19 protein-coding genes are annotated in these 22,966 nt (G+C 62.0%); 18 read left to right on the forward strand and 1 reads right to left on the reverse strand.

The window, feature by feature from the left end:
• Positions 1-303: 303 nt before the first annotated feature.
• The 9 genes from JQ587_RS36245 (at position 304) to JQ587_RS36285 (ending at position 16,009) form a co-directional block, all read left to right on the forward strand.
• The gene (locus tag JQ587_RS36245; protein ID WP_212428550.1) at positions 304-1,605 is read left to right on the forward strand and encodes a T6SS phospholipase effector Tle1-like catalytic domain-containing protein; all 1,302 of its coding nucleotides are present in this window, start codon (positions 304-306) and stop codon (positions 1,603-1,605) included.
• A gap of 233 nt (positions 1,606-1,838) precedes the next feature.
• Positions 1,839-3,308: an amidohydrolase family protein gene (locus JQ587_RS36250; protein ID WP_212428551.1), complete on the forward strand. Its 1,470-nt coding sequence runs from the start codon at positions 1,839-1,841 to the stop codon at positions 3,306-3,308.
• A 371-nt stretch (positions 3,309-3,679) separates the two neighbouring features.
• Positions 3,680-4,873: a DUF932 domain-containing protein gene (locus JQ587_RS36255; RefSeq protein WP_212428552.1), complete on the forward strand. Its 1,194-nt coding sequence runs from the start codon at positions 3,680-3,682 to the stop codon at positions 4,871-4,873.
• Positions 4,874-5,576: 703 nt separating this feature from the next.
• Positions 5,577-7,703: a ParB/RepB/Spo0J family partition protein gene (locus JQ587_RS36260; protein WP_212428553.1), complete on the forward strand. Its 2,127-nt coding sequence runs from the start codon at positions 5,577-5,579 to the stop codon at positions 7,701-7,703.
• A 180-nt stretch (positions 7,704-7,883) separates the two neighbouring features.
• Positions 7,884-12,203 carry a strawberry notch family protein gene (locus JQ587_RS36265; protein ID WP_212428554.1) on the forward strand — a complete coding sequence of 1,440 codons (4,320 nt, stop codon included), beginning with the start codon at positions 7,884-7,886 and terminating at the stop codon, positions 12,201-12,203.
• On the forward strand, positions 12,203-13,264 hold the full coding sequence (locus JQ587_RS36270; RefSeq protein ID WP_212428569.1) for a DUF7146 domain-containing protein: 1,062 nt from the start codon (positions 12,203-12,205) through the stop codon (positions 13,262-13,264). Before JQ587_RS36265 ends, JQ587_RS36270 begins: the two co-directional genes overlap by 1 nt.
• Positions 13,265-13,594: 330 nt before the next feature.
• Complete coding sequence (locus JQ587_RS36275; protein ID WP_212428555.1) at positions 13,595-14,518, forward strand: DUF2493 domain-containing protein; 924 nt, start codon at positions 13,595-13,597, stop codon at positions 14,516-14,518.
• Between the two features lie 140 nt (positions 14,519-14,658).
• On the forward strand, positions 14,659-15,141 hold the full coding sequence (locus JQ587_RS36280) for a hypothetical protein (RefSeq protein WP_212428556.1): 483 nt from the start codon (positions 14,659-14,661) through the stop codon (positions 15,139-15,141).
• 547 nt (positions 15,142-15,688) lie between these two features.
• On the forward strand, positions 15,689-16,009 hold the full coding sequence (locus tag JQ587_RS36285; protein ID WP_212428557.1) for a DUF736 domain-containing protein: 321 nt from the start codon (positions 15,689-15,691) through the stop codon (positions 16,007-16,009).
• Positions 16,010-16,073: 64 nt separating this feature from the next.
• On the opposite strand, the gene JQ587_RS36290 is transcribed toward JQ587_RS36285, so the two are convergent.
• Positions 16,074-16,301: a helix-turn-helix domain-containing protein gene (locus JQ587_RS36290; RefSeq protein WP_050385492.1), complete on the reverse strand. Its 228-nt coding sequence runs from the start codon at positions 16,299-16,301 to the stop codon at positions 16,074-16,076.
• Positions 16,302-16,510: 209 nt separating this feature from the next.
• Here JQ587_RS36290 and JQ587_RS36850 point away from each other — a divergent pair, with 209 nt between their 5' ends.
• The 9 genes from JQ587_RS36850 to JQ587_RS36330 all read left to right on the forward strand — a co-directional run bounded on the left by JQ587_RS36850 (position 16,511) and on the right by JQ587_RS36330 (position 22,518).
• A complete protein-coding gene (locus JQ587_RS36850) occupies positions 16,511-16,783 on the forward strand; it encodes a DUF2285 domain-containing protein (RefSeq protein WP_249154699.1) in 273 nt (90 codons plus the stop codon).
• Positions 16,784-16,948: 165 nt separating this feature from the next.
• The gene (locus tag JQ587_RS36295) at positions 16,949-17,143 is read left to right on the forward strand and encodes a transcriptional regulator domain-containing protein (protein ID WP_212428558.1); all 195 of its coding nucleotides are present in this window, start codon (positions 16,949-16,951) and stop codon (positions 17,141-17,143) included.
• Positions 17,144-17,279: 136 nt separating this feature from the next.
• Positions 17,280-17,720 (forward strand): DUF2285 domain-containing protein, encoded by a 441-nt coding sequence (locus JQ587_RS36300; protein ID WP_212428559.1) that lies wholly within the window; start codon positions 17,280-17,282, stop codon positions 17,718-17,720.
• A 133-nt stretch (positions 17,721-17,853) separates the two neighbouring features.
• Positions 17,854-18,132: a helix-turn-helix transcriptional regulator gene (locus JQ587_RS36305; RefSeq protein ID WP_212428560.1), complete on the forward strand. Its 279-nt coding sequence runs from the start codon at positions 17,854-17,856 to the stop codon at positions 18,130-18,132.
• Positions 18,133-18,135: 3 nt separating this feature from the next.
• The gene (locus JQ587_RS36310) at positions 18,136-19,035 is read left to right on the forward strand and encodes a replication initiator protein A (protein ID WP_212428561.1); all 900 of its coding nucleotides are present in this window, start codon (positions 18,136-18,138) and stop codon (positions 19,033-19,035) included.
• 289 nt (positions 19,036-19,324) lie between these two features.
• A complete protein-coding gene (locus JQ587_RS36315) occupies positions 19,325-19,789 on the forward strand; it encodes a DUF2840 domain-containing protein (RefSeq protein WP_212428562.1) in 465 nt (154 codons plus the stop codon).
• A complete protein-coding gene (locus JQ587_RS36320; protein ID WP_212428563.1) occupies positions 19,786-20,298 on the forward strand; it encodes a S26 family signal peptidase in 513 nt (170 codons plus the stop codon). Before JQ587_RS36315 ends, JQ587_RS36320 begins: the two co-directional genes overlap by 4 nt.
• 152 nt (positions 20,299-20,450) lie before the next feature.
• Positions 20,451-21,131, forward strand: coding sequence for a lytic transglycosylase domain-containing protein (locus JQ587_RS36325; protein WP_249154698.1), 681 nt, complete (start codon positions 20,451-20,453; stop codon positions 21,129-21,131).
• A 322-nt stretch (positions 21,132-21,453) separates the two neighbouring features.
• Positions 21,454-22,518 (forward strand): IS110 family RNA-guided transposase, encoded by a 1,065-nt coding sequence (locus tag JQ587_RS36330; RefSeq protein ID WP_212428564.1) that lies wholly within the window; start codon positions 21,454-21,456, stop codon positions 22,516-22,518.
• Positions 22,519-22,966 lie beyond the last annotated feature (448 nt).

A 22,966-nucleotide genomic window follows, 5' to 3' on the forward strand; every position in this document is an offset into this window, starting at 1 on the left:
AACCGGTCTCGTCGCTGCACTCGGTCCCGCGTGCCGCCTTCGGCGTCGCTATGCTCACGCTCCTGCGGGTGCCATTTTACGTCGAGGCGATGCGCCCTTGGCGCACGCCTGGTCGGGCCTGCGGCCCTAAAGCACCTCAAGGCCAAGTCCCATGAAGAAATCGGACGGAGGGAAAACCCGCCCAGGTAGCGGGTTCGTTGTTTAAACGCGCGACGTGCATCGAATCGGCTGGCGGCATATTCTCTGGCAAAGTCGCCGATTCTCTCTTCAGTCGGCCAATGTCATGCAGCTGGGGGCTACGTCATGAAGGTTCTGCGATGGATCGAGCGGATCGGACACTCGATCGGCCTCTTGCTTGCGATCGTGGCTATTGTCTGGATCGGGGTGATTATTGGTCGTCCTTCGGAGAAGAGCGGAAATCAGCCGAACTTCGTCGGCGCAGAGCAGCAGCAGAAGCGCCTCGCGATTTTTCTCGACGGCACATGGAATAGCACCAACAGCAATACGAACGTCTGGCGCATGCGCGCGCTTTGCGCCGCGAAAAGCAAGGATGGTAAACCTCAGCTCGTCTACTACGAGGTCGGGGTCAACGGTTTCCTGGGCGGTGTTTTCGGCCAGGGGCTCGATGAGAACATCCGCCTAGCCTACGAGTGGCTCATCGAGAACTACAACGACGGCGATGAAATCTTCATTTTCGGCTTCAGCCGTGGCGCGTTTACAGCCCGAAGCCTGGCTGGGTTGATCGCTATAGATGGCATCCTGAAAGCAGGCTCCCCCATCGGCGTGACCGAACTGTTTGATCGCTACAGGAAGGGGGACGAGGAGAGCATTTGGACGTTGAAGGAGAAGGAAGCGTCCGGAGACACCAGCAAGCTGACAGAGCAGGAAAAGTGGCTGCTCAAATATTCCCAGCCGGCGAAAGTGAAAGTTGTCGGCGTGTGGGATACTGTTGGTTCTGTCGGCGTGGCGGCCGGAAATATTCCGGGCATTAGCCGTTCTCAGTTTGACTATCTGCAGACCGGATTACGCATCCACATCCTGAACGGCTATCACGCGCTTGCCATCGATGAGCACCGCAACGACTTCGCGCCGACGCTGTGGGACGTCCGCCACCCGAAAGATCCGAAAGCGGTCATCGCGCAACCGCGGCCGCTCTCCGGCGTTGAGCAGCGCTGGTTTGTAGGTGCCCACGCAAACGTTGGGGGCGGCTATCAGACCGATCTTCTGGCTCAGGCTCCGCTGCGCTGGATGATGAAGAGGGCGGAATCTCAGGGGCTTTCGTTCCGATCGGAGGTCGATCTGGATGGAGATGCTCTGACGGCGCCGATTGCCGATTCCTATGCGTCGTTTGGCTCGGGATTGTACGCCAAGATTTCTCCGCCTCTGTTTCGGACCATCGGCCGAGAACCAGATGTCCGGGAAGACGGAAGCCACATCAACGTCAACGAGACGATCGACGCCAGCGTGTTCAAGCGGTGGCGTGCCGATCCAACGTATCGTCCGGCCAACCTCGTTGAGTGGGAACAGCGCAAGAAGGTTGATCCCGCCCAGTTGCAAACTTCCGTGCGGGCTGACGATCCCCGCGTAGTCGTGCCCGACCAATAGGCTCACATCCGATTCATGATGACAGCCAGCTTACGCCTGTGGGCAGGATTACCTCCGTTCGCGCGGGACAATGTCTTAGGAGGCGCCGGCGCATCGCACGCGCCAAGCCTGCCGTAGGTCAGCCGACGCGCATTTTGTTCGGTGCAAGTCTTGGTTGCTCTTGAGGCGGCGCGCCATCATAGGGTAGGTTTTCGGTCCTACGCGAGGTTTTCACCGGTGTTGAGGGGGGCGCAATGAGGCTTCATTCTCTGGTTTGTGCAGCGCTTTTGGGTTGGTGTTGGACGGGCGCCAGCGCGCTCGCCGCAGATTGGAGCATCGCCGGCGCCATGGTGACGCCAAGCGGCATCCTCGCGGATGGAACGCTGTCGATTTCGAGCGATGGCAAGATCGTAAGCGTCGGCCCTAGCGCGTCGGCGCAGCCAACAACGTCCCCGGTCAAGGTGCCGGGGATCATTCTGCCCGGCTTCATCGATCTCCATGACCACCTCACCTGGAATATCCAGCCACGATGGCTGCCCGGCCGGAAGTTTAACAACCGGTATGAATGGCAGGATTCCGCGGAATACGACCGCTTGCTGAACAACCCGCACTACGCGGCAATGCCAACTGTAGCCTGCGAAGCGGAGATCTATGCGGAGATCAAGGCGCTTGCCGGTGGGGCGACGTCGGTCCTTGGGGGATTGCTGAGCAGTGACAAGACCTCTGAAAACCATAAGTGCGTCGCGGGACTTGCCCGAAATCTCGATACGGATTCCGGCTTCCTGCAACAACAACCGGTCTTCGACGACAAATGCCCAACGGTAAGACCTGATACCGATCGCAAGATTCTTGACGTCGTCGACAATGAGGTCTTTCCACTGGAATTGACGCACGAGAGGTTCGAGTATCTTCTATGCGCGCTTGACCATAAGACCTTGCGGGGCATGGTGGTCCATCTCGCGGAAGGCGCGAACACCGACTCCGCCGCGCACCGCGAATACAGCATGCTCAGCAAGGAAGTGTTGCTCGCACCCGTCATCGGGAAGCCCAAGCCTATTCCTATCCCGCGGGACGGTCTTGCCCTCGTTCACGGTACGGCTCTGCGGGATGCCGATTTTCTCGGCATGAAGGACAGCAACGTCGGACTCATTTGGTCGCCACGCAGTAATGACGAGCTCTATGGCTCGACCACCAACATTGCCGCCGCCAGGTTGGCAAAAGTCGACATCGCCATTGCGCCCGACTGGAGCCCGTCCGGCAGTGCGGGCATGCTGCAGGAAATGGGTTACGCATACAGGCACTACGGCATCGGCTCCGACGAGCTCGTAACCATGGCAACGTCAACGCCCGCGAAGCTCGTCAGAATATCCGACTACATCGGTGCGCTGGTGCCCGGGCAGTTCGCGGATTTTGTCGTTTTGAACGTCGCGATCGACACCACCCAACCCAAGCCTCTTGACCCTGTCGTCAAGGCTACCCCGGCCCATGTGTCGCTTGTCGTGGTCGGCGGGCAAGCTGTCTACGGCGACAAGAACCTGCTTCAGCAATTGTTGCCGGCCGGCGCTGTGTCGAGCGAATTGAAGGTGTGCGGAGTAGATAAACTCGTGAATCTGTCCGGCACCGGCGCGGCCGCCCATGGATGGACACTCGATGCCGTCAAGGCCCACCTTAAGCAGGCTCTCGAGACGCTCGGCACGTCACTCGCCGATATCGAATGCGATTGATCTGAAGTGATGAAGGCGCCGCGGGGCGCGTTCCGATCAAGACCGGTACCGTAGGATCACAAGTCTGGTCTCAACGAATAAAAGCGGTGGGCTCACAAACGCGCAATACGTTCATCGTCAGACTTTGCTGATCGGCAGCCCGGTGGTTTGCCTTCTCCCTTCGGGATTGGGCTGTCGGCCTACGCTGAAACCCCGGCTTGAGCCGGGTTTTCACCCTCCGGGCTTCCACCCCTGACGGAGGCTGCGGCGGGAGCGGAGACTTGCGAGCATCGCGATCGACGGTCCAGGAGAGGCAGAGTGGAGCGGCGTTGGCCTTGACGGGTTGAGGACCGGAGGAGAGTCTTCCGGCGCCTGTCATGGAGATTGCTCCCATGAATATGCAGGTTCTCGATGCACGCCGCGACGCCAGCGGTGGTTACAGGGTGGATGTCAGCCGCGGCGAGCGCGTCGGTCGGGTATCCTCGGAGTGGTTTTCCCGTCCGGCGGATGAGCGTTATCTGTCGCTCAACGAACTGGCCCGCTCGGTTCGTGATCGCGCGGATCGCAGCCGAACGCGCGTGGTCGAAAGCGCTCTCATCCATGTGGAGGCGAGCCGCGCCGACCCCGAGCGCTTGGCCCTGACGCTACCCGGCTCGGACACGCCCGTCGCGCCGACGCACTGGAGCTTCGGCCAGCTTGCAAGCCAGGTTGGCGCCCCAGCCGCCTACCTGCGGCAACTTCCGGCGGCACTCGCAGGCATCAACCTGCAACATGGCCTGATTGCGAATCGCGCCGAACAGATCAAAACGCTCGAGACCGACGATGGCCGCGTTGAGCTTCGTGCCGTCACCGGCCCCGACTACGGCCGGATCTACGACCATGAGTTGGTTGAGGCCGTGCAGCGCATTGCTGGCAATGGCACGGGCGATACGCGTTGGAAGGTGCCGGGCGTGCTCGACTGGTCGACCGGGATCTACAATCCCCGTGTCGACATTTCCAAGGACACGACGACCCTCTATGCATCGGACAGAGACGTTTTCCTCTTCCTGGTCGATGACCTGAACCCGATCGAGGCCGGCCGTCTCCGCGACGGCTCGCCCGACCTCTATTTCCGAGGCTTCTACTGCTGGAACTCGGAGGTTGGGGCGAAGACACTCGGCATGGCGAGCTTCTACCTCCGTGCAGTCTGCCAGAATCGCAATCTGTGGGGCGTGGAAGATTTCGAGGAGATCAACATCCGCCATTCCAAATACGCAGCTTCACGCTTTGCTCATGAGGCAGCCCCGGCGCTGCTGAACTTCGCCAACTCCTCACCCATGCCCTTCGTCAACGGCATCAATGCAGCTCGCGAACGGATCGTGGCACGCACCGACGAGGATCGAACCGAGTTTCTGCGTCGCCGCGGGTTCTCCAAGGCCGAGACAGGCAGGGTCATCGACGCGGTGCTGGCGGAGGAAGGCCGCCCGCCTGAAAGCATCTTCGATTTCGTGCAGGGCATCACCGCTGTCGCGCGCGACAAGCCGCATCAGGATGCCCGCCTCGACATGGAGGCCAAGGCCAAGAAGCTGCTCGATCGGGTGGGATGATTTTCGCGAAGCCGGGGATTTTGGATCTCCGGCTTGGTGCGGCCGCGCTTTTCCGATTCTCGGGTTCGGTGACGCTGCTCTCAGAGGGACGGCAATGCGACCCCGTCGCGGGCTGACTATCCCGCGACGGCCCTTTGGGCGCTCGCCCCTGTCGACAAACTCGCAGTTCGGCACCGAAAATGCGCACTTAGGTGCCGTGATACTCGCTTACGATCTTTGCGTGGCCGCGTTCAGCTTCGACCCATGTTGCGTAACGCACCCGCCGAGCGTCGACGGAGGCTACGCCGGCCTCCATGACCTCGGTTTCGAAAACAAGTGGGCGATCTGGATCGCATCCGAGATCGAGACCCACGAACACGGTTGAGATGACGATATCCGGACCTATCTGGGTCCTTGCGACGACACGGTCGGCAGATTCATACCATCGCTGCCACGTGACCGCGTCTGTGGCTTTGGGATCGTGTCCATTCAAAATGTAGTGGCTCATGGCAGCTAAGATAGTTGCCCGTGCCGACCAGCGCCAGCCGTTTCAGGCCCTATACGATCTGGGTCGCGAGGACGCGACTTAGCGTCCCGATAGCGAAGCAGCGCCAAGCATCTCCATTGCCGGCTGAAAAGCGAGAGTGAGAGGAGGGCCGGCTCATACCTGAATGGGTTGGAGGCCGAGAGAGAGGCTTTCGGCCGCCCGTTCAGGAGAACTGACATGGCAAAGGCCGTTCAGAAGATCAAGCTGTCGCCGTCGCGCGACATTCCCTTCAACAAACTCCTCCTGAGCCAGAACAACGTGCGGCGGGTCAAGGCCGGCATCTCGATCGAGGATCTCGCCGAGGACATCGCGCGGCGATCCCTCCTGCAAAGTCTGAATGTCCGGTCCGTCCTTGACGGCCAAGGCCAGGAGACCGGCATGTTCGAGGTGCCGGCCGGCGGCCGCCGCTATCGCGCACTGGAGCTTCTGGTGAAGCAGAAACGCCTGGCGAAGGCCGCGCCAGTTCCTTGCGTCGTCAGTGAGGCCGGCGCCGAGATCACCGCGGAAGAGGACTCGCTCGCCGAAAACGTGCATCGTGTCGCGCTCCATCCCCTCGACCAGTTTCGGGCGTTCCTCACCTTGCGCGAGCAGGGCCGTTCCGAGGAAGACATCGCGGCTATCTTCTTCGTCTCGGTCAACGTCGTGAAACAGCGGCTCCGGCTTGCGGCGGTCTCCCCGAAACTGCTCGACGTCTACGCAGACGACGGCATATCGCTCGAGCAGTTGATGGCGTTCTCCGTCACCGACGATCATGTCCGACAGGAACAGGTCTGGGAGAACGTCAACAAGTCGGGCTACGACGAGCCGTATCAGATCAGGCGCCTTCTGACCGAGCGTACTGTTCGGGCCTCCGACAAGCGCGCGCGGTTCGTTGGCCTGCCGGCCTATGAGGCGGCCGGCGGCAGCGTGCTGCGCGACCTCTTCGAAGAGGACGGCGGCGGCTGGCTCGAGGACGTCGCTTTGCTCGAACGTCTTGTCGCCGACAAGCTGCGGACGGAAGCCGAGACGCTCGCCTCCGAGGGTTGGAAGTGGATCGAGGTCGCTGCAAGCTTTCCCTATGGTCACGACCACGGGCACCGCCGGCTCGAGGGGACACCGGCTGATCTGACCTCCGAGGAGCAGGCGAGCCTAGACACTCTTCAGGCGGAATACGACGCGCTCCAGGCCAAATTTGAGGACGCAGATGAACTGCCCGACGAGGTGGATATGCGCCTTGGCGAACTCGAGGAGGCGCTCGCAGCTTTCGAGAACCGGCCGGATATCTTTAAGCCGGGCGAGATCGCCAAGGCCGGCGTCTTCGTCAGTATCGATTCCGAAGGACGCCTTTCCGTGGACCGGGGTTACGTCCGGGCAGAGGACGACAAGCCAGCAACCGATCCTGATGTCGGGCAGGCCGCCGATCCGTTGTCGGCCGAAGGGCAAGAGGCAAGCACTTCCGTCAAGCGCACGGTGATCGCAGTCGCAGGTAGCCCGGTCGATACTGAAGAAGATGATGACGACGCGGCCAAACCTCTGCCGGATCGGCTCATCACCGAACTAACGGCGCATCGCACGCTGGTGTTGCGGGATGCACTGGCAGAAAATCCCGCGATCGCGTTTCAGGCGGTGCTGCACAACTTCGTGCTGACGGCCTTCTACAGGTTCGCGTCGTCTGGAAACTGTCTTGAGATCTCACTTCGCACGCCGACCTTTCCCGCTCAAGCCCCCGGCCTGAGGGAGAGCGCGTCCGCGAAGGCCGTTGAGGCGCGGCACGAGTCCTGGAAAGCACGGTTGCCGAAGGGCGAGAACGATCTCTGGGATGCGCTCACCGCTCTCGATGGTGCCGCTCAGGCGTCCCTGTTCGCTCACTGTGCCTCATTTGCGGTCAACGCTCTCTACGAGCCAGCCAACCGCTACAATCAGGGCCGCGTTTCCGCCCACGTCGTCCGCACGCGTCTCGACCAGGCCAATGCGCTGGCGCGCGCGGTCGAACTCGACATGGTGCAGGCCGGCTGGCGACCGACCGCCGACAACTATCTCGGCCGGGTCACCAAGCCTCGCATTCTGGAGGCGGTGCGGGAAGCACGGGGTGAATCTTCCGCGCAACTGATCGACCACTTGAAGAAAGCTGACATGGCCAAGGAGGCTGAGCGGCTTCTCGATGGCTCGGGCTGGTTGCCGGAACCGCTGCGTATCGTCGATCCCAGCGTGTCGTCGGCGGAGCAGGAGGGTGAAGCCAGCCCACTGCCCGAATTCCTCGCCGACGATGAGGATCGGGAGAACGCGGGCGACGACGACCCGCAACAGCTCGACGCGGCTGAGTAACACAGAGCGGGACGGCTCCGGCCGTCCTGCAGTTGCTTGGGGACCGGTGTGAAGCGCCGGTCCCCATTTTTGTGGGCGAGCGCTGAGAGGGAGAGCCGGGCCGGGAAGGGTTTGAGCCGTTGGGTCATAGGAGAGCGCCTGATGGTTCGACCCGTTCCTGCTCTCCCGAGAAATCCTGTCATGACCGAATCTCTTGCCGGCGGCGCTGCCGCCGCGCCGCTCTCGATGCGTGCCGCTGCTACTTTCACCTCCGCGGCCATCAGGGCCGCCCGACAGCTGTTGACTGATCTCGAACGCGGCCGGCGCATCGATGCCGCCGTCCTGCGTAGCGCCATGGAGGCTGCCTTCGGCGCCTCGGACGCGGCCGGCGCTTGGAACTGGAAGACCGCCTATGACGTCTGCGAGGCGGCAACCGTTCTATTCCTTCGCAAGTTCGGCCCGGCCATGCGCGCCAAGGCTGGCTCGACGGCCGCGATGCTGCCAATGCTCGCGAAAATCGCGAGCTGTCTGCCGACCCATACGCGGCGTTCCGAGGACAGTCAGGCATTTCAGCAATTCTCAACGCCGATCCCGCTTGGGCTGGCCGCATGCACCGCCGCCGGCATTACGCCGGCCGACCGCGTTCTGGAGCCGTCCGCGGGGACCGGCTTGCTCGCTATCCTTGCCGAGCTCGCCGGCGGCTCCCTGATATTGAACGAGTTGGCCGAAGGCCGCGCGTCGCTGCTGGATCATCTGTTCGCCAACGTTAACGTCACGCGGTTCGACGCCGCGCAGATGAATGATCACCTCGACGCGAGTATCGTACCGACCGTCGTTCTGATGAACCCGCCGTTCTCCGCTGTGGCGAATGTGGATCGAAGAATGGCGGACGCTGCCATTCGGCATATCGCTTCGGCGCTCGCGCGTCTTTGCGACGGTGGACGCCTCGTCGCCATCGCTGGCGGGGGCTTTGCGCCGGTTAACCCGGCGTGGACCGAATCCTTTGTTCGCCTCCAGGAGCGCGGACGGGTCGTGTTTTCTGCCGCGATCGACGGCGCCGTCTACGCCAAGCACGGCACTCAGACGGACACGCGGCTGCTTGTGATCGACAAATTGCCTGCTGCCGATCCGAAGGCTTTTCCTACCTCGCAAGGCATGGCCGGCGATGTCGCCACCTTGCTCAATTGGGTGACCCAGCATGTGCCTCCGAGGCTGCCCCTCGCCGCGCCGGTCGTGGCCGACGTCGTCAGGCGGCGTGCAATGTCTCGATCAGCGGGCGCTTCCGCATCACGTCTGTCGTCCACTTCGGAAAGTGCAGCGCCAAATGGCGTCGAACTAACGTACGAGACGGTCGAATGGTCGCCGCCGGAAGGCGCCCGGCTAACCGACGCGCTCTATGAGGAGTACGGATTGCAGTCGATCCGTATTCCCGGATCGTGCGCGCATCCGACCAAGCTCGTGCAATCCGCCGCGATGGCGTCCGTTGCGCCGCCGAAGCCGTCCTACCGTCCGCACCTGCCTTCGACCCTGGTGGCAGATGGAGTTCTGTCGGACGCCCAGATGGAGAGCGTCATTTATGCCGGCGAGGCGCATTCCGAATTTCTCGCGGGCTCCTGGACGGTCGACGCGACCTTTGATGTTGTGGCCGCCGCGCGCGACGACGCAGAGAATGCCGTCCGCTTTCGCCGCGGCTGGTTTCTTGGCGATGGTACCGGCGCGGGCAAGGGGCGGCAGGTCGCCGGAATCCTGCTCGACAATTGGCTTAAGGATCGCCGCCGTGCGGTCTGGATCAGCAAATCCGATAAGCTGATCGAAGATGCCCAGCGCGACTGGTCCGCGCTCGGCATGGAGCGACTGCTCGTTACACCTCTGTCCCGGTTTCGCCAGGGCGCCCCAATCCGCCTTTCGGAAGGCATCCTTTTTGCCACCTACGCCACGCTACGCACCGACGAGCGTGGCGAAAAGCTTTCGCGTGTCAGGCAGATCGTTGAGTGGTTGGGCTCCGACTTCGACGGAGTGATCGTCTTCGACGAGAGCCACGCCATGCAGAACGCGGTTGGGGGCAAGGGTGAGCGCGGAGATCAGGCGGCCTCTCAGCAGGGGCGCGCTGGCCTGAGGCTCCAGCACGCCTTGCCGAATTCTCGCGTGATTTATGTGTCGGCGACGGGCGCCACCACCGTCCACAACCTCGCTTATGCGCAACGCCTCGGTCTTTGGGGCGGCACCGATTTCCCGTTCGCCACACGTGCCGAGTTCGTCGAGGCAATCGAGGATGGTGGGGTCGCGGCGATGGAGGTGCTGGCGCGCGATCTCAAGGCGCTCGGTCTCTACGCCGCCCGCTCATTGTCTTATGAGGGCGTCGAGTACGAGCTCGTTGAACACCAGCTTACGCCGGAGCAGATTCGCATCTACGACGCCTATGCCAATGCGTTCAGCATCATCCATAATAATCTCGACGCGGCGATGCGGGCGGCCAACATCACCGGCGAAACCGGAACGCTGAACGGGCAGGCAAAATCCGCCGCCCGATCCGCCTTCGAGAGCGCCAAACAGCGCTTCTTCGGTCATCTGCTGACGTCGATGAAAACGCCGTCGCTCATCCGATCGATCGACCGCGATCTCGACGCCGGCCATGCCGCTGTCATCCAAATCGTCTCAACGGGCGAAGCGCTGATGGAGCGTCGCCTCGCGGAGATCCCGACCGAAGACTGGGGCGACGTCCAGGTCGATATCACCCCGCGCGAGTATGTGCTCGACTATCTCGCCCATTCCTTCCCGGTCCAGCTCTACGAACCGTTCACCGACTCTGAGGGCAACCTCTGCTCTCGGCCTGTCTATCGCGATGGCCAGCCGGTTGAGAGCCGGGAAGCCGTCGCACGACGCGGCCGCCTCATCGAGAAACTCGCCTCGCTGCCTCCGGTACCTGGCGCGCTGGATCAAATCGTGCAGCGCTTCGGCACCGACATGGTCGCTGAAGTGACCGGTCGCTCGCGACGCGTCATCCGCAAGGGCGACCGACTGATGGTCGAAAATCGAGCCGGTTCGGCCAACCTCGCCGAGACCTCGGCCTTTATGGATGACGTCAAGCGCATCCTCGTGTTCTCCGACGCAGGCGGCACGGGGAGGAGCTACCATGCCGAGCTGTCGGCTCGAAATCGCCGCTTGCGGGTCCATTACCTGCTTGAGCCCGGCTGGAAGGCCGACGCTGCGATCCAGGGGCTCGGCCGGACCAACCGGACCAACCAGGCGCAGCCGCCGCTGTTTCGTCCCATTGCGACCGATGTGAAGGCCGAAAAGCGCTTCCTGAGCACCATCGCGCGTCGGCTCGACACATTGGGGGCCATTACGCGCGGCCAGCGCCAGACCGGAGGGCAGGGCCTGTTCCGGCCCGAGGACAATCTCGAAAGTCAGTATGGGCGTGACGCGTTGCGTCAGCTCTACGCGTTGCTCGTCCGAGGCAAGGTCGAGGGATGCTCGCTCGAGAGGTTCGAGGATGCCACCGGCCTGAAGCTGACAGATGCCGATGGGCTCAGGGATGACCTGCCTCCGATCACGACCTTCCTGAACAGGTTGTTGGCACTCACCATCGACCTCCAGAATGTCCTGTTCACTGCCTTCGAGCAGCTCTTGACTGCTCGGATCGAGGGCGCGGTCGCATCCGGCACCTACGACGTCGGACTGGAAACGCTCCGCGCTGAGAGCTTTATAGTCGCCGACCGGAGGACAATCTATGTCCATCCGCGCACAGGCGCCGAGACACGGCTGCTCAGCCTCACGCAGCGCCAGCGCAACCATCCTGTCGGTTTGGATGACGCCCTTGCTCGTCTTTCCAATCATGCTGTCCTGCTGATCAACGAGCGCTCGGGACGGGCCGCCGTGCAGGTTTCGGCCCCGAGCATCATGCTCGACGACGGCGAGGTCGAGCGCCGCGTCCGCCTGATCCGGCCTATGGAGCAGCACCAGGTCCCCTTGAACATGATGGTGGAGAGCCATTGGGTCGAAGCGGATCGCGAACGTTTTGCCGCGACCTGGCTGGCGGAGCTTGCCGAGGTACCCGAGTTCACCGAAAGCACGATCCACGTCGTGGCTGGCTTGCTGTTACCCATCTGGAAACGATTGCCGAATGAATCAACCCGTGTCTATCGGCTCCAGACCGATGCGGGCGAACGCATCATCGGCCGCAAGGTTTCTGCCGCGTGGGTCGCAAACGTCGTCTCGGCGGACGCGCCTACGCTGACGCCCGACGCTGCCTTTGCTGCGGTGATGGAGGGACGCACCGTCCTCGACCTTGCAGAGGGGCTCCGGCTTCGCCGCGTCCGGGTGATGGGCGCATGCCGCATCGAGCTGTCGGGATTCAACGACTCGATGCGCGATCGCCTCCGTGCTTACGGCCTCTTTGGAGAGATCATCTCCTGGAAGCTGCGGATGTTCGTGCCCACGGACGCAAGCGGCGTCGGGACCCTGACAAAGGTGCTCGACACTTATCCGGTCGCGCGCATCATTGAGCGGGAGGCCGCGTGATGTCACCCGACGCCTCCGAACTGGCACGCCGCCTCGCGCGCGAGGCCGAGGCCGTGTGCCGATACTATCTCTCCAATGGCAAGCGGGCGGGGCGGTACTGGGTGGTCGGCGATGTCCATAATACGCCGGGCCGCTCGATGTTTGTGCGGCTCGAGGAATCGCCGAAGGGGCCCGCCGGCAAGTGGACTGACGCTGCGACCGGCGAGCATGGCGACCTCCTCGACATCATCCGCGAATGCCGGGGTTTGCGCGACTTCAGCGAGGTCACCGAAGAAGCGAGGCGGTTTCTAAAGCTGCCTCGCCCCGAGCCGCTGCTGGCCTCGAAACCCATTCGTTCGCTTGCCCCGGTCGGATCGCGGGAAGCCGCCCGTCGGCTCTTTGCGATCTCTAGCCCGATCGAGGGCACGGTGGTCGAGACGTATTTGCAGCGCCGCGGAATAGCCCGCATCCACCATGGCGGCAGCTTGCGCTTCCACCCACGTTGCTACTACCGACCGGGCGAGCATTTGCCGACAGAGACCTGGCCGGCGATGATAGCTAGCGTCACGGACCTCGATGGGCGGATCTCCGGCGTGCACCGCACTTGGCTCGACCCTGACGGCTTTGATCGCGTGCGGCTCGGCAAGGCTCCAATCGACACGCCACGACGGGCTATGGGCGACTTGCTCGGCAATGCAGTTCGGTTCGGCGCGGTGGACGACGTTCTCGCTGCCGGCGAGGGTCTCGAGACCATGCTGTCGCTGCGTTACGTGCTGCCGACGTTGCCGATGGCAGCCGCGCTTTCGGCCAATCACCTTGCAGCCCTGATGCTCCCGTCTGGCCTGCGTCGGCTCTATATCGCCCGTGACGCCGATGCGGCCGGAGATGCCGTGCAGGCTACTCTCACCCAGCGCGCGGAAGCTGTCGGCGTCGAAGCGATCCCACTATCGCCTCGGCTGGGCGATTTCAACGAAGACCTGCATATCTTCGGTCTCGAGACCCTCAGAACTGCGTTGCGGCTTCAACTCGTCCCAGAGGACGTCGTCCGCTTCCTGCATTCGTCAACGGTAGCCGCAGAATAGGCCGGTGCTTCGATCGACGTTGATAGGTCGGTCATAACGAGGCCATTGCAGGAAGAGGACGCGACCTCGGCCTTCTAGAGGGCGATCGGACGGCAAGCGGACCGGGCCGGCAATGGCTACGCCCGGCTATTTTCCGCCGCGCGCCGGCGATGAGAAGACACATCATCTATCTGGCTGGCGCGCTTTGCATCGCGAAGCAAAATAGCCGGCCTCCGCCATCCTCCGCTGCCGCTTCGGCCCTTCCGGGTTCTGGCCCGTTCCGCCCGCCGTCTGAGTGATCGCCACGAAGGCCGCGATGGGCGCGGCCGATCCGGCAAAGGAACTCGTCAAATGACCGACCACGACGACATCGAACCGCCGCACGCCTCATCTCCGACTGATCACGTCCTCACCGAACTACAGCTCTTCGGCTACCGTCCCTTCGACGACCAGCCGGATCCACGGCCGCTTCCGGAGGGCAGGATCATCACCGGAGCCGTCGCCGACATCTTCGATGCCCTGGTCGCGACGTTGAGCGACACGCGGCTCGAGCCAGATCTTGACGATCTGCTCTGGTCGACCGTCAATCTGTTCCACCGTGCGGTCGACCGCATCGAACGCCACCTCGACGATAACGAACAGGCGCAACAAAAAAGCCAGCGAGAGCAGAATGGCTCCGAAGTCCGATCGGTCGAACTCGAGCGTCTGACGGCCGAAGGCATCACCTTGATCGAGCGCCGCAACTGCCTCGAGGTCTTCCGCGACCATGCCATCGAGCGCTTTGAGATGCACTCCGGCTCAACCTGGCGCCCCCGATCGGGGTCGCTGGTAAACCACCGCATGCTAACGGCGGCCATGATCGACTCTCGCGACTTCATCGCAGCCAAGCGTCGCGCCGAGACTGAGGTCATGTTGCCACCGGGACCAAAGATCGCACTCACCGGTGGGCTCGACTTCAACGACCATCACCTCATCTGGGACCGCCTCGACAAGGTTCACGCCAAGCATCCAGACATGGTGCTGATCCATGGCGGCTCCCCGAAAGGGGCCGAACTGATCGCCTCCAAATGGGCGACCAACCGCAAGGTGCCTCAGATCGCCTTCAAGCCCGACTGGACGAAGCACGCCAAGGCGGCACCGTTCAAGCGCAATGACGTCATGCTCGAACTCCTTCCGATTGGAGTCATGCACTTCCCAGGTACGGGAATTCAGGACAACCTCGCCGACAAGGCGAAACGGCTCGGCATCCCCGTTTGGAGGTTCGGCGGCGCGTGAGCGCCGTCTTCCCGCCTCCAAAAAATTTGAGCGGGCTGCATGGGCCGCAACTCCGCCTCGTTTCGGTTCTATCTGTGAAGTCGCGCCGTGGTGGTGGTGGAAGGCGCGACTGCTAGATCCATGGACATGGAGCCACCACCATGCTCGCCCTAGGGCTTGTTCTCAACACACTCGGTATCGGCTTGTTCTGTTGGGCGATCTTTGCGCTCGCGGTATATGCCTTGCCGTTTTTCGTCGCCATGAGTATCGGAATGACGGCGTTTCAGAATGGCGCCGGCGTGGTCGGTGCGCTGCTTATCGGAACGGCCGGTGGCGCGTTGATGCTTGCCGTCGGTCAGGCCGCCGTCGCCATTACTCGGTCCTTGACCTTGCGCATCGCCATCGCGACCGCGTTTGCTGTCCCCGCTGCCGTCGCCGGCTATCATGTGGCGTTCGCCCTGTTCCAGATCGGGATGCCCTCGCTGGCTTGGCGTGAGATCTTCGCTTGCCTGGGCGCGGTCTTTGTTGGCGGTACAGCATGGACACGCTTGACCGTTTTTGCGGAGCCCCGCCCGTTCGAACTGGCTGGGGTGGTGGAGAATCCGTCATCACCAATTCTTCCGGCCGCCACACGCGAGGGATGACCGTTCACCGCTGTCGTCGTCGAAAGGCTCGCATAGTTTGGAGCATTGAACGAGGGATGATCGGGCTGTGAGCGGGGAGGGGCAGTCCTCCTTGGAGTGCCTGGACCGAGTCGTCGCCATTTTGGCTGGCCCACCAAGCTTGCGGCGGAGCAGCGATGTCTCGATCGTTTCTTCGGAGACGATGCCGCCCTTTGCAGCAGATTGTTTCTCTTTCTACGCCGAATCGTTCCCGCCGCTTGTTCAGCACAACCGAGATACGCCACGTCTTCTCCCGAGATTGCGGTTCAGCACGCGACGCACGTGGCCTCATTGATGGCTTGATCTGGCCGAAGACCGGCTCCGCCTCGATCGTCTGAGCCGCAACACCGCTGTTGCGACTTTCTTCCCCTGGGCTTCGCCCATTCCTCGCGAGGCAAGAAAGTCGCCACAACGGTGTCCTCCGCTGCGCTCCGGCCCGCGAACGGGTGCGTCGTCGATCGTCTTCGGCCTCCAGATCGCCATCGAGGCCGCGGTGGTCGCGGGCTCGAAACACAACAGGAGAAGTGACATGGCTAACATCGGTTCTTTCAAGAAGGTCGGCAACGATTTCCAGGGCGAGATCGTCACCCTGAGCCTGCAAGCTAAGGGTGTCCGTATCGTCGCCGAGACGAACCGGTCCAACGACAACGCGCCCAGCCACCGCATCTACGTGGGCCGGGCCGAGATCGGGGCTGCCTGGTCGAAGCGCTCCGAGGAGGGCCGGGACTACCTCTCGCTCAAGCTCGACGACCCCTCCTTCAACGCTCCGATCTACGCGAACCTGTTCGATGACGAGGGCGGTGAAGGCTACAATCTGCTGTGGTCGCGGCCGCGCAAGACCGGCGAGTAAGAGCGCCCCACCAAGCCCCGTCCGGTCCGCCGGGCGGGGCGCTTCGCGGCAGGCCTGAGGCGGCTTACGATTTGCTAAGCCGCGCAGCCTTTTTGAGCAGGTCCCCCGGTTCGACCCCCAATGCTTCAGCAATTTGCCCGAGCACGGTGACGCTTGCTGATACGTCGCCGCGCTCGATGGCGCCGACGTAACGGGCGCTTAAACCCGCGCGCTCGGCCAGCTCCTCCTGCGTCATTTGTAGATCGTGGCGTTTCCGACGCAGGTTCACAGCCATGATCTCTTTGAGATCCATGGCGATATGGGAACTGAGCCGGAACGATCGTTCTAGGAACGATCGTTCCTATTCGTGTCCGAACATGCTATCGACCGTGGCGACGGGACGTGCGCGACCGAGCTCGGCCGCCGATCTACCGAACGACTATCCATGATTCCAACGGGCAACGGAGTCTGGATTGCGACCAAACCATGGCGTAGCTTATAGGCGTTCTAAAAGCGGGTATGATGCAGAAGCCATCCCTAGATCCAAACGTAGCTGACAGTGCGCCGAGCGAGCCGACGTTGACGGCCTATGACGAACAGCATGTCGTCACGTACATTCGCCTTCTGCAGGCCGAAGGTGAAGGGGCGGACTGGCGCGAAGTGGCTCGATTGGTCTTGCATATGGACCCCGAGCGAGAGCCGGACCGTGCGCGAAGCGCATATCAGAGCCACCTTGCGCGTGCCAAATGGGTAACTGAGCAGGGCCGCCTATTACGTGGCACTGGCTCCAAATAGAAGAAAATCGCCGGCTGACGACTTGTAGGCAGAACGATTTTCTTTTGCTAACGAGTGGTCATTCCGGTGCACCACGTGGTGCCAAACTAGGGGCTTCCTACAACCGCCTCGTTCATACCTATTGCGCCGCAATCCTTGTTAGCAGCGTGCAATGGGGCGGAAGCAATGCCTGAATTCGACTGGCGGTCGCCGGAATCCTACAAGAGCCTACAAGACGCCGAAATCACCGACATCGCCTGGGAATGTCTTCGCCGCAATGCCGACTATCGGCGCGACTACGAGACGACGATCGCCAACAGTCCCGATGGCGAAGTGACACCAGAATTCAGGAGGAGGTGGGGCCTCTGCTTTCGCCCATGACCCGCAGAGGTCCTTCGACGAGCAGACGATCTTTTGGGCGCCAGAGGTTTTAGCGGCGGTCGTTCCGGTCAAGGTCGCAGTGCCTGAAGACGGCGCAGCGCCGTCTCAGCCACTGCTAGACCTTACAGCTGGCCAGATGCGCCGCGCTGTCGACGGCTGGCATGCCGTGCTGCGCATCGGTTCAGCGGATCACCGCATTTGGTCCAAGGACGCGCCAGTGCTTGGCGCGCCATATGCGGCCGAGCTGCCGTTTGACGCCGATTTAGAAGCGCGCGCCTATGCCGCCCGGCGGCTGTGGCGCTCTATCAATGGACGTGCGCCAGGCCCTGCCTTTCATCAACTATCCAAACAGCGGCGCGAGCGCCTGAGCGTCGCCATTCGTGCGCTCGATGCTCACAGCGCGGGCGGTAGCTATCGCACGATCGCCGAGGCGCTGTTCGGCAAAAAGCGCATCCCCGATCGCGCCTGGAAGACGCACGACCTGCGCAATCGAACGGTCCGTCTGGTGCAGGGCGGCCTCGCGTTGGTACGCGGAGGCTATCGCAAACTTCTGCGGCCCGGGCGAAGGGACGAGTAGCGCGGTCCCCGAGGGGTGCCGAAAATCGTACCCCCAACATTCGGCATCCCCCTCCGACACCACGCTTCTCCATGATGACCGCACACACGCCGGAGCCGTCATCCGCAGTGCGCCGTCACCTTGGAGTTCTCAAATGTCCGATCCGAACGCGGATCAGCCGCCGCGATACCTGCGCACGCCCGAAGCAGCGCGCTTTTTGAGTTTGTCGGGACGCACGCTGGAGAAACACCGAACGTACGGAACCGGTCCGGAATATCACAAGATCGGCGGACGAGTGGTCTATGCAGTAGCTGACCTGACAGCGTGGGCCAAACTGGGCAAGAAAAAATCGACCTCGGATCCCGGTGCCGGCACCGTACTGCCCGCAAAACGGCATGCGCCAATTCCCTATGCGGGCAAAGAGCGGCGCTAAGCCATGTCCGCCAACAAGCCCTCAACGCGCCGACGCCGATCCGAGCGCGAGCAGCTCGAACTATTTCGTGCGCTTCCTGGCGATCTCGCGCCGCGCGACGCGCAGGACCTCATGGCTTATCCATTCTTTTCGCTCGCAAAAACGAAGCGAACTGTGCCGATCGATTTTCGTGCCGGCGCGATTGCAATTCGTGTCGAAGCGGTGCCGGAACACGGCATGGCGACCATCTGGGATGCAGACGTTCTGATTTGGGCCGCTTCCCAGATCGTCGAAGCCCGTGACGCAGGCTTGAAGACCTCGCGCCTGATGGCTGCAACGCCTTACGAGATTTTGACGTTCGTGGGCCGCGGCACCAGCGCACGTGACTATGACCGCCTGAAGGCTGGTCTTGACAGACTTCAGTCAACGACCGTGCTGACGTCGATCCGTCAGCCGACAGAACGACGGCGACACCGCTTCTCCTGGATCAACGAATGGAAGGAGACGGCCGATGCAAACGGTCGTCCCTTTGGAATCGAGCTGATCCTGCCGGATTGGTTCTACGCGGGCGTCATCGACGAAGCACTCGTGCTGACGATCGACCGCGCTTATTTCGATCTGACGGGCGGACTTGAGCGCTGGCTTTATCGGCTTGTACGCAAGCATGGCGGTCGGCAGGAGGGCGGCTGGAGCTTTGATCTTGTGCACCTCCATGCCAAGTCCGGCATCATCTCGCCGCTCAAGCACTTTGCATACGATGTACGTCAGATCGTCCAGCGCCAGACATTGCCCGGGTATCAGCTCGTGCTCACGCGCGACCCGGACGGCATGGAGCGGCTGAACTTCGCCCCTCAGCCTGTTGCACCCTTAACGGCACGCCTGCGCCGCCGCGGTCTCATTCAAAATTCGGAGGACAATCTGTGAATCAGCTCGTGCTATCGGGGACCGCAACCCTCGTGCTATCGGGGACCCGATCCTCGTGCTATCGGGGACCGGAATCGAACTTAAGAGCTTGTTTCTCCGCGCTTTCCAGCCGCTCTAACTTTACTAACCAGAAATCCTTCGGATTTCTTCTAACGGACCAGGCCGCAAAGCGCATGGGAGGTGGCCGGCAAAGCCGGCCCGTCCGTCCTGCTGGGCTTCACAAGTCGTACAAGTACTTCCCCGCCGCCAAAGCAAACGGCTCCGAGCTCGAGCGTCGGGGAGCCACGGCGTGAGCGATCTTACCGAAGTAGAAGTGCTGTGGCTCGAGAAGCGCATCGAAAACCGGATTCGGTTCGGCCGGATCGTCGAAGAGAGGAGGATTGATCGTCGCCGGCGCGTCTTGTCATTTGCGCCCGGCAGCATCTTTGCCTTCGTCCGCTGGACCTCGAACGACTTTGGCACGATCATTTCGCGGATCGACATCTTGCGCGCGGTCGCACCGGGACAGCGCTGCTCGACCGTTCCTTATGTGAAGCCGGGTGGGGAGATTTTGCTGCGTCTGTCTGGCTGGGCGAAGGTCGAGCGAGTGCTGCAAATAACCGATGCCATTGAGGCACTCGGCATCGATCCAGCTGATGCCGCTCCTGATCATTGGCATCACGTTCATAACCGCCTGTCCGTCAACGAAAACCCGCGCCCGTATACGAAAGCGCGCCATCAGGCCTGGCTTCATCGCCAAAAGGTGATGCGATGACGGGCCGCCTACTGACGCTGGCCCTGACGATTGGGGTCCCTGCTGCGCTCATCGCAACGATCGTCCTGGAGCCGCTTCCGCTTTACATCTGGAACGCATCCGCAAGCGTGCCGATCGGTCTCTATCGCCTGCGGCCGGCGGACCAATTCCAAGTCACTGAATTGGTCGCCGTGCAGCCGCCGGAGCCGCTCGCGACCTTCCTCGACCTTAACGGCTATTTGCCCATTGGCGTCCCCATGCTGAAGCGCGTGCTCGCCCTTCCGGGGCAGGGTGTTTGCAGAACCGGCCTCACGATTTCGGTCGACGACGTCGCAGTGGGCGAGGCGAAGGATCACGACAGTCGAGGCAGGCCGCTGCCGAAATGGCAAGGCTGCCGCGTCGTCGGCGACGGCGAGCTGTTTCTGATGAACTGGCAGTCGGACGACTCTCTTGATGGCCGGTATTTTGGATTTCTTCCGGCATCTAGCGTGATCGGCCGTGCGATGCCGGTGTGGACGTGGGAGGAGTGATCGTGCGTATTCGACGTGTTCTCCTCGCCATTCCCTTGTTCGATCGATTGCGGGATCATTCCTCCGTCCCGATCGATGTCTGCAAGGCTGGCGCGAGCCCGACCGCGTGCTTGGGTCGGTTGGGCACGCGCTGTTGTGCTGTCGTGCCCCTGATGCTCCTTCTGATCGCGTTCGACAATGCTGCTTTGGCCCAGAGCGGATCAGCCGCCCGGCCGGCGATCAGTCAGAACGCTCACTCATTTGCCGGCTTCATCAATGAAGCCGCACAACGGTTTGCAATTGCGCCGAACTGGATCCGATCAGTCCAAAGCATCGAGAGTGGTGGTGACGTGCACGCCAGATCGCCAAAAGGCGCAATGGGCCTGATGCAAATCATGCCGGCGACTTGGGCGGAATTTCGCGAGCGCTACGATCTCGGGAACGACCCCTACGACCCGCACGACAACATTCTGGCCGGCACGGCCTATCTGCGCGAACTGCTCGATCGGTATGGCTCGCCTGGCGTGTTTGCCGCGTACAACGCGGGACCATCTCGCTATGAAGAGCATCTCGCAGGCGGCTCACTGCCAGACGAGACACGAGCATACGTCGCAAAGCTCGCAAATCTGCTTGCCATCGAGCTGCCGCCGAGGTGGACGTCCGGCGGACAGTCACCAGCAGCTGCGACGCTATTCGTCACGCGATCCGATCTCATGAAAACGCGCGGTCGGTTCCTGGCACTCATGCCGTCGAGCGGTGTCACAACCGCAATCTCAGCGCCCGATGTTTCGCCAATGGTCCCCCGGCCTATTGGCGTGTTCGTCCCTCGATCAGATTCGGGAGTATCGCAATGATCAAGTTTGCGGGTTCGCAAGCCTTTGCGTGCTTCACCGAGCAAGGGGCACGTGCTGAGGGCGTACGGGCGATGCCTTCGGCCCGCACTCTACTCGTCGCTTCGCTCCTCACCGAGCCACCCTACGGGTGTCTCGGCCCTTCGGGTAACGATCGCTATCGCAAGCGCCCGCAAATAGTCGGGGGCGGCCGGGGGGCTACGACGGCAGGACGGCTCTTCAAATCGGGCTTCGAGATACCGGTGCACGGGGATAAGACGGTCGTGGCCGAATCCCGAGCCTGGTGCAACGACTTGGAAGGTCGTTGCCACAAGGGAGAGCTCCGATGAAACTGTACGTTGGATTGGACGTTGGCCTTGAAGAAACGAGCGTTTGCATCGTCGATAGCGAGGGTCTCACGGTCCGCGAAGTTAAGGTCAGCACGGAGCCAGAGGCGATCCGCTCCGCTGTAGAGGGCTACGCGGATCGCCTCGATAGAGTGGGGGTCGAGGCGTCATCGCTAGGCATCTGGCTGTATCGCGAATTGCAGCCAGCCGGGCTTCCGATCATTGTCGTGGAGGCGCGCCACATGCGCGTTTCGCTATCGACAATGCGTAACAAAACCGACCGAAACGATGCGCGTGGCATCGCGCAGATGATGCGGTTGGGCTGGTACCGCGCCGTCCATGTCAAGAACATCGACATGCAAAAAATGCGTACATTGCTGACCAACCGGAAGCTGCTCAAGCGCAAATTGGTCGACCTCGAGAACCATGTTCGGGGTGCACTGCGGGCCTGCGGATTGCTTGTCGGAGCCGTGGCCCGAGGTGCGTTTGAGGCCCGTATTCGCGAGTTGATCGAGCACTGCGATCCGATTTTTGTAATGTCCATCCAGGTTATGCTGGATGTGCGCCGGGCCCTCCTGGAGGGCTACGATCGGCTGCATCGCGTGCTCCTGCAGGTGGTCCAGCATGATCCTATTTGCCGCCGTCTGATGACGGTTCCTGGCGTGGGTCCGGTCGTTGCCCTGTCATTCAAAGTTGGCGTTGATGACCCTCATCGCTTTACCCGATCACGCACGGTGGGCGCCCATTTTGGGCTGACGCCGAAGCGTCACCAGTCTGGTACGTCGATCGATTTTGAAGGTCATATCAGCAAACAGGGCGATATCTCCGTGCGGGAGGCGCTGTGTGAAGCGGCTGCAAGTCTGCTGCTACGGGTCAGGAAATGGTCGGCGTTGCGAGCTTGGGGTCTCCGGATCGCCAGGCGGTCGAGCATGCTGTGTGCGATTGCCGCGGTCGCACGGAAGCTCGCGTGCATTCTCCATCGGATGTGGGTCAGCGAGACCGATTTCCACGTCGGATTTGGCGCCAAGATCACGCAACGGCTGCGCCTAAAGTCGGCGCAATAGTGGTCGTGTAAACAGCATAGGAAGGCGCTGGGGATTACTCCCAGCATGCTGAGGAGGGAACGAAATTAGAGATCCGCGCGCGCGGTGAGCGTCCCCTGGCGGGGCCGCGAAACGGGGAATGTCCGCTATCTCTTGCCTGCTGCCGCCCTTCGGGGACGAGAGCGCAAAACTGCTTGGACAGCCCTGTTTACGAACCTGGTGAAGAGCATGCGACGGCCCCAGTGCTGAACGCGAAGGAACGCATGGACCCCGCCTGGTGAATGCGACCGCAAGCGCGGTGTGGTGACGTTTGTGCGTTGTCGATGCATGGAGTCTGTCATGGCTGAAGTGCGAAGAGTCGAAGAAAAGCGTAGGAATGAGTTGACTTTGAACGCCCGATTAGGAAGGCGAGATAAAAGGGGCTCGCCGGTCGAACCGCAAGCCATTGGCATGGCTTGGGTTCCGGCGT

This window comes from Bradyrhizobium manausense, assembly GCF_018130615.1.
GTDB classification, from domain to species: Bacteria; Pseudomonadota; Alphaproteobacteria; order Rhizobiales; family Xanthobacteraceae; genus Bradyrhizobium; species Bradyrhizobium manausense_A.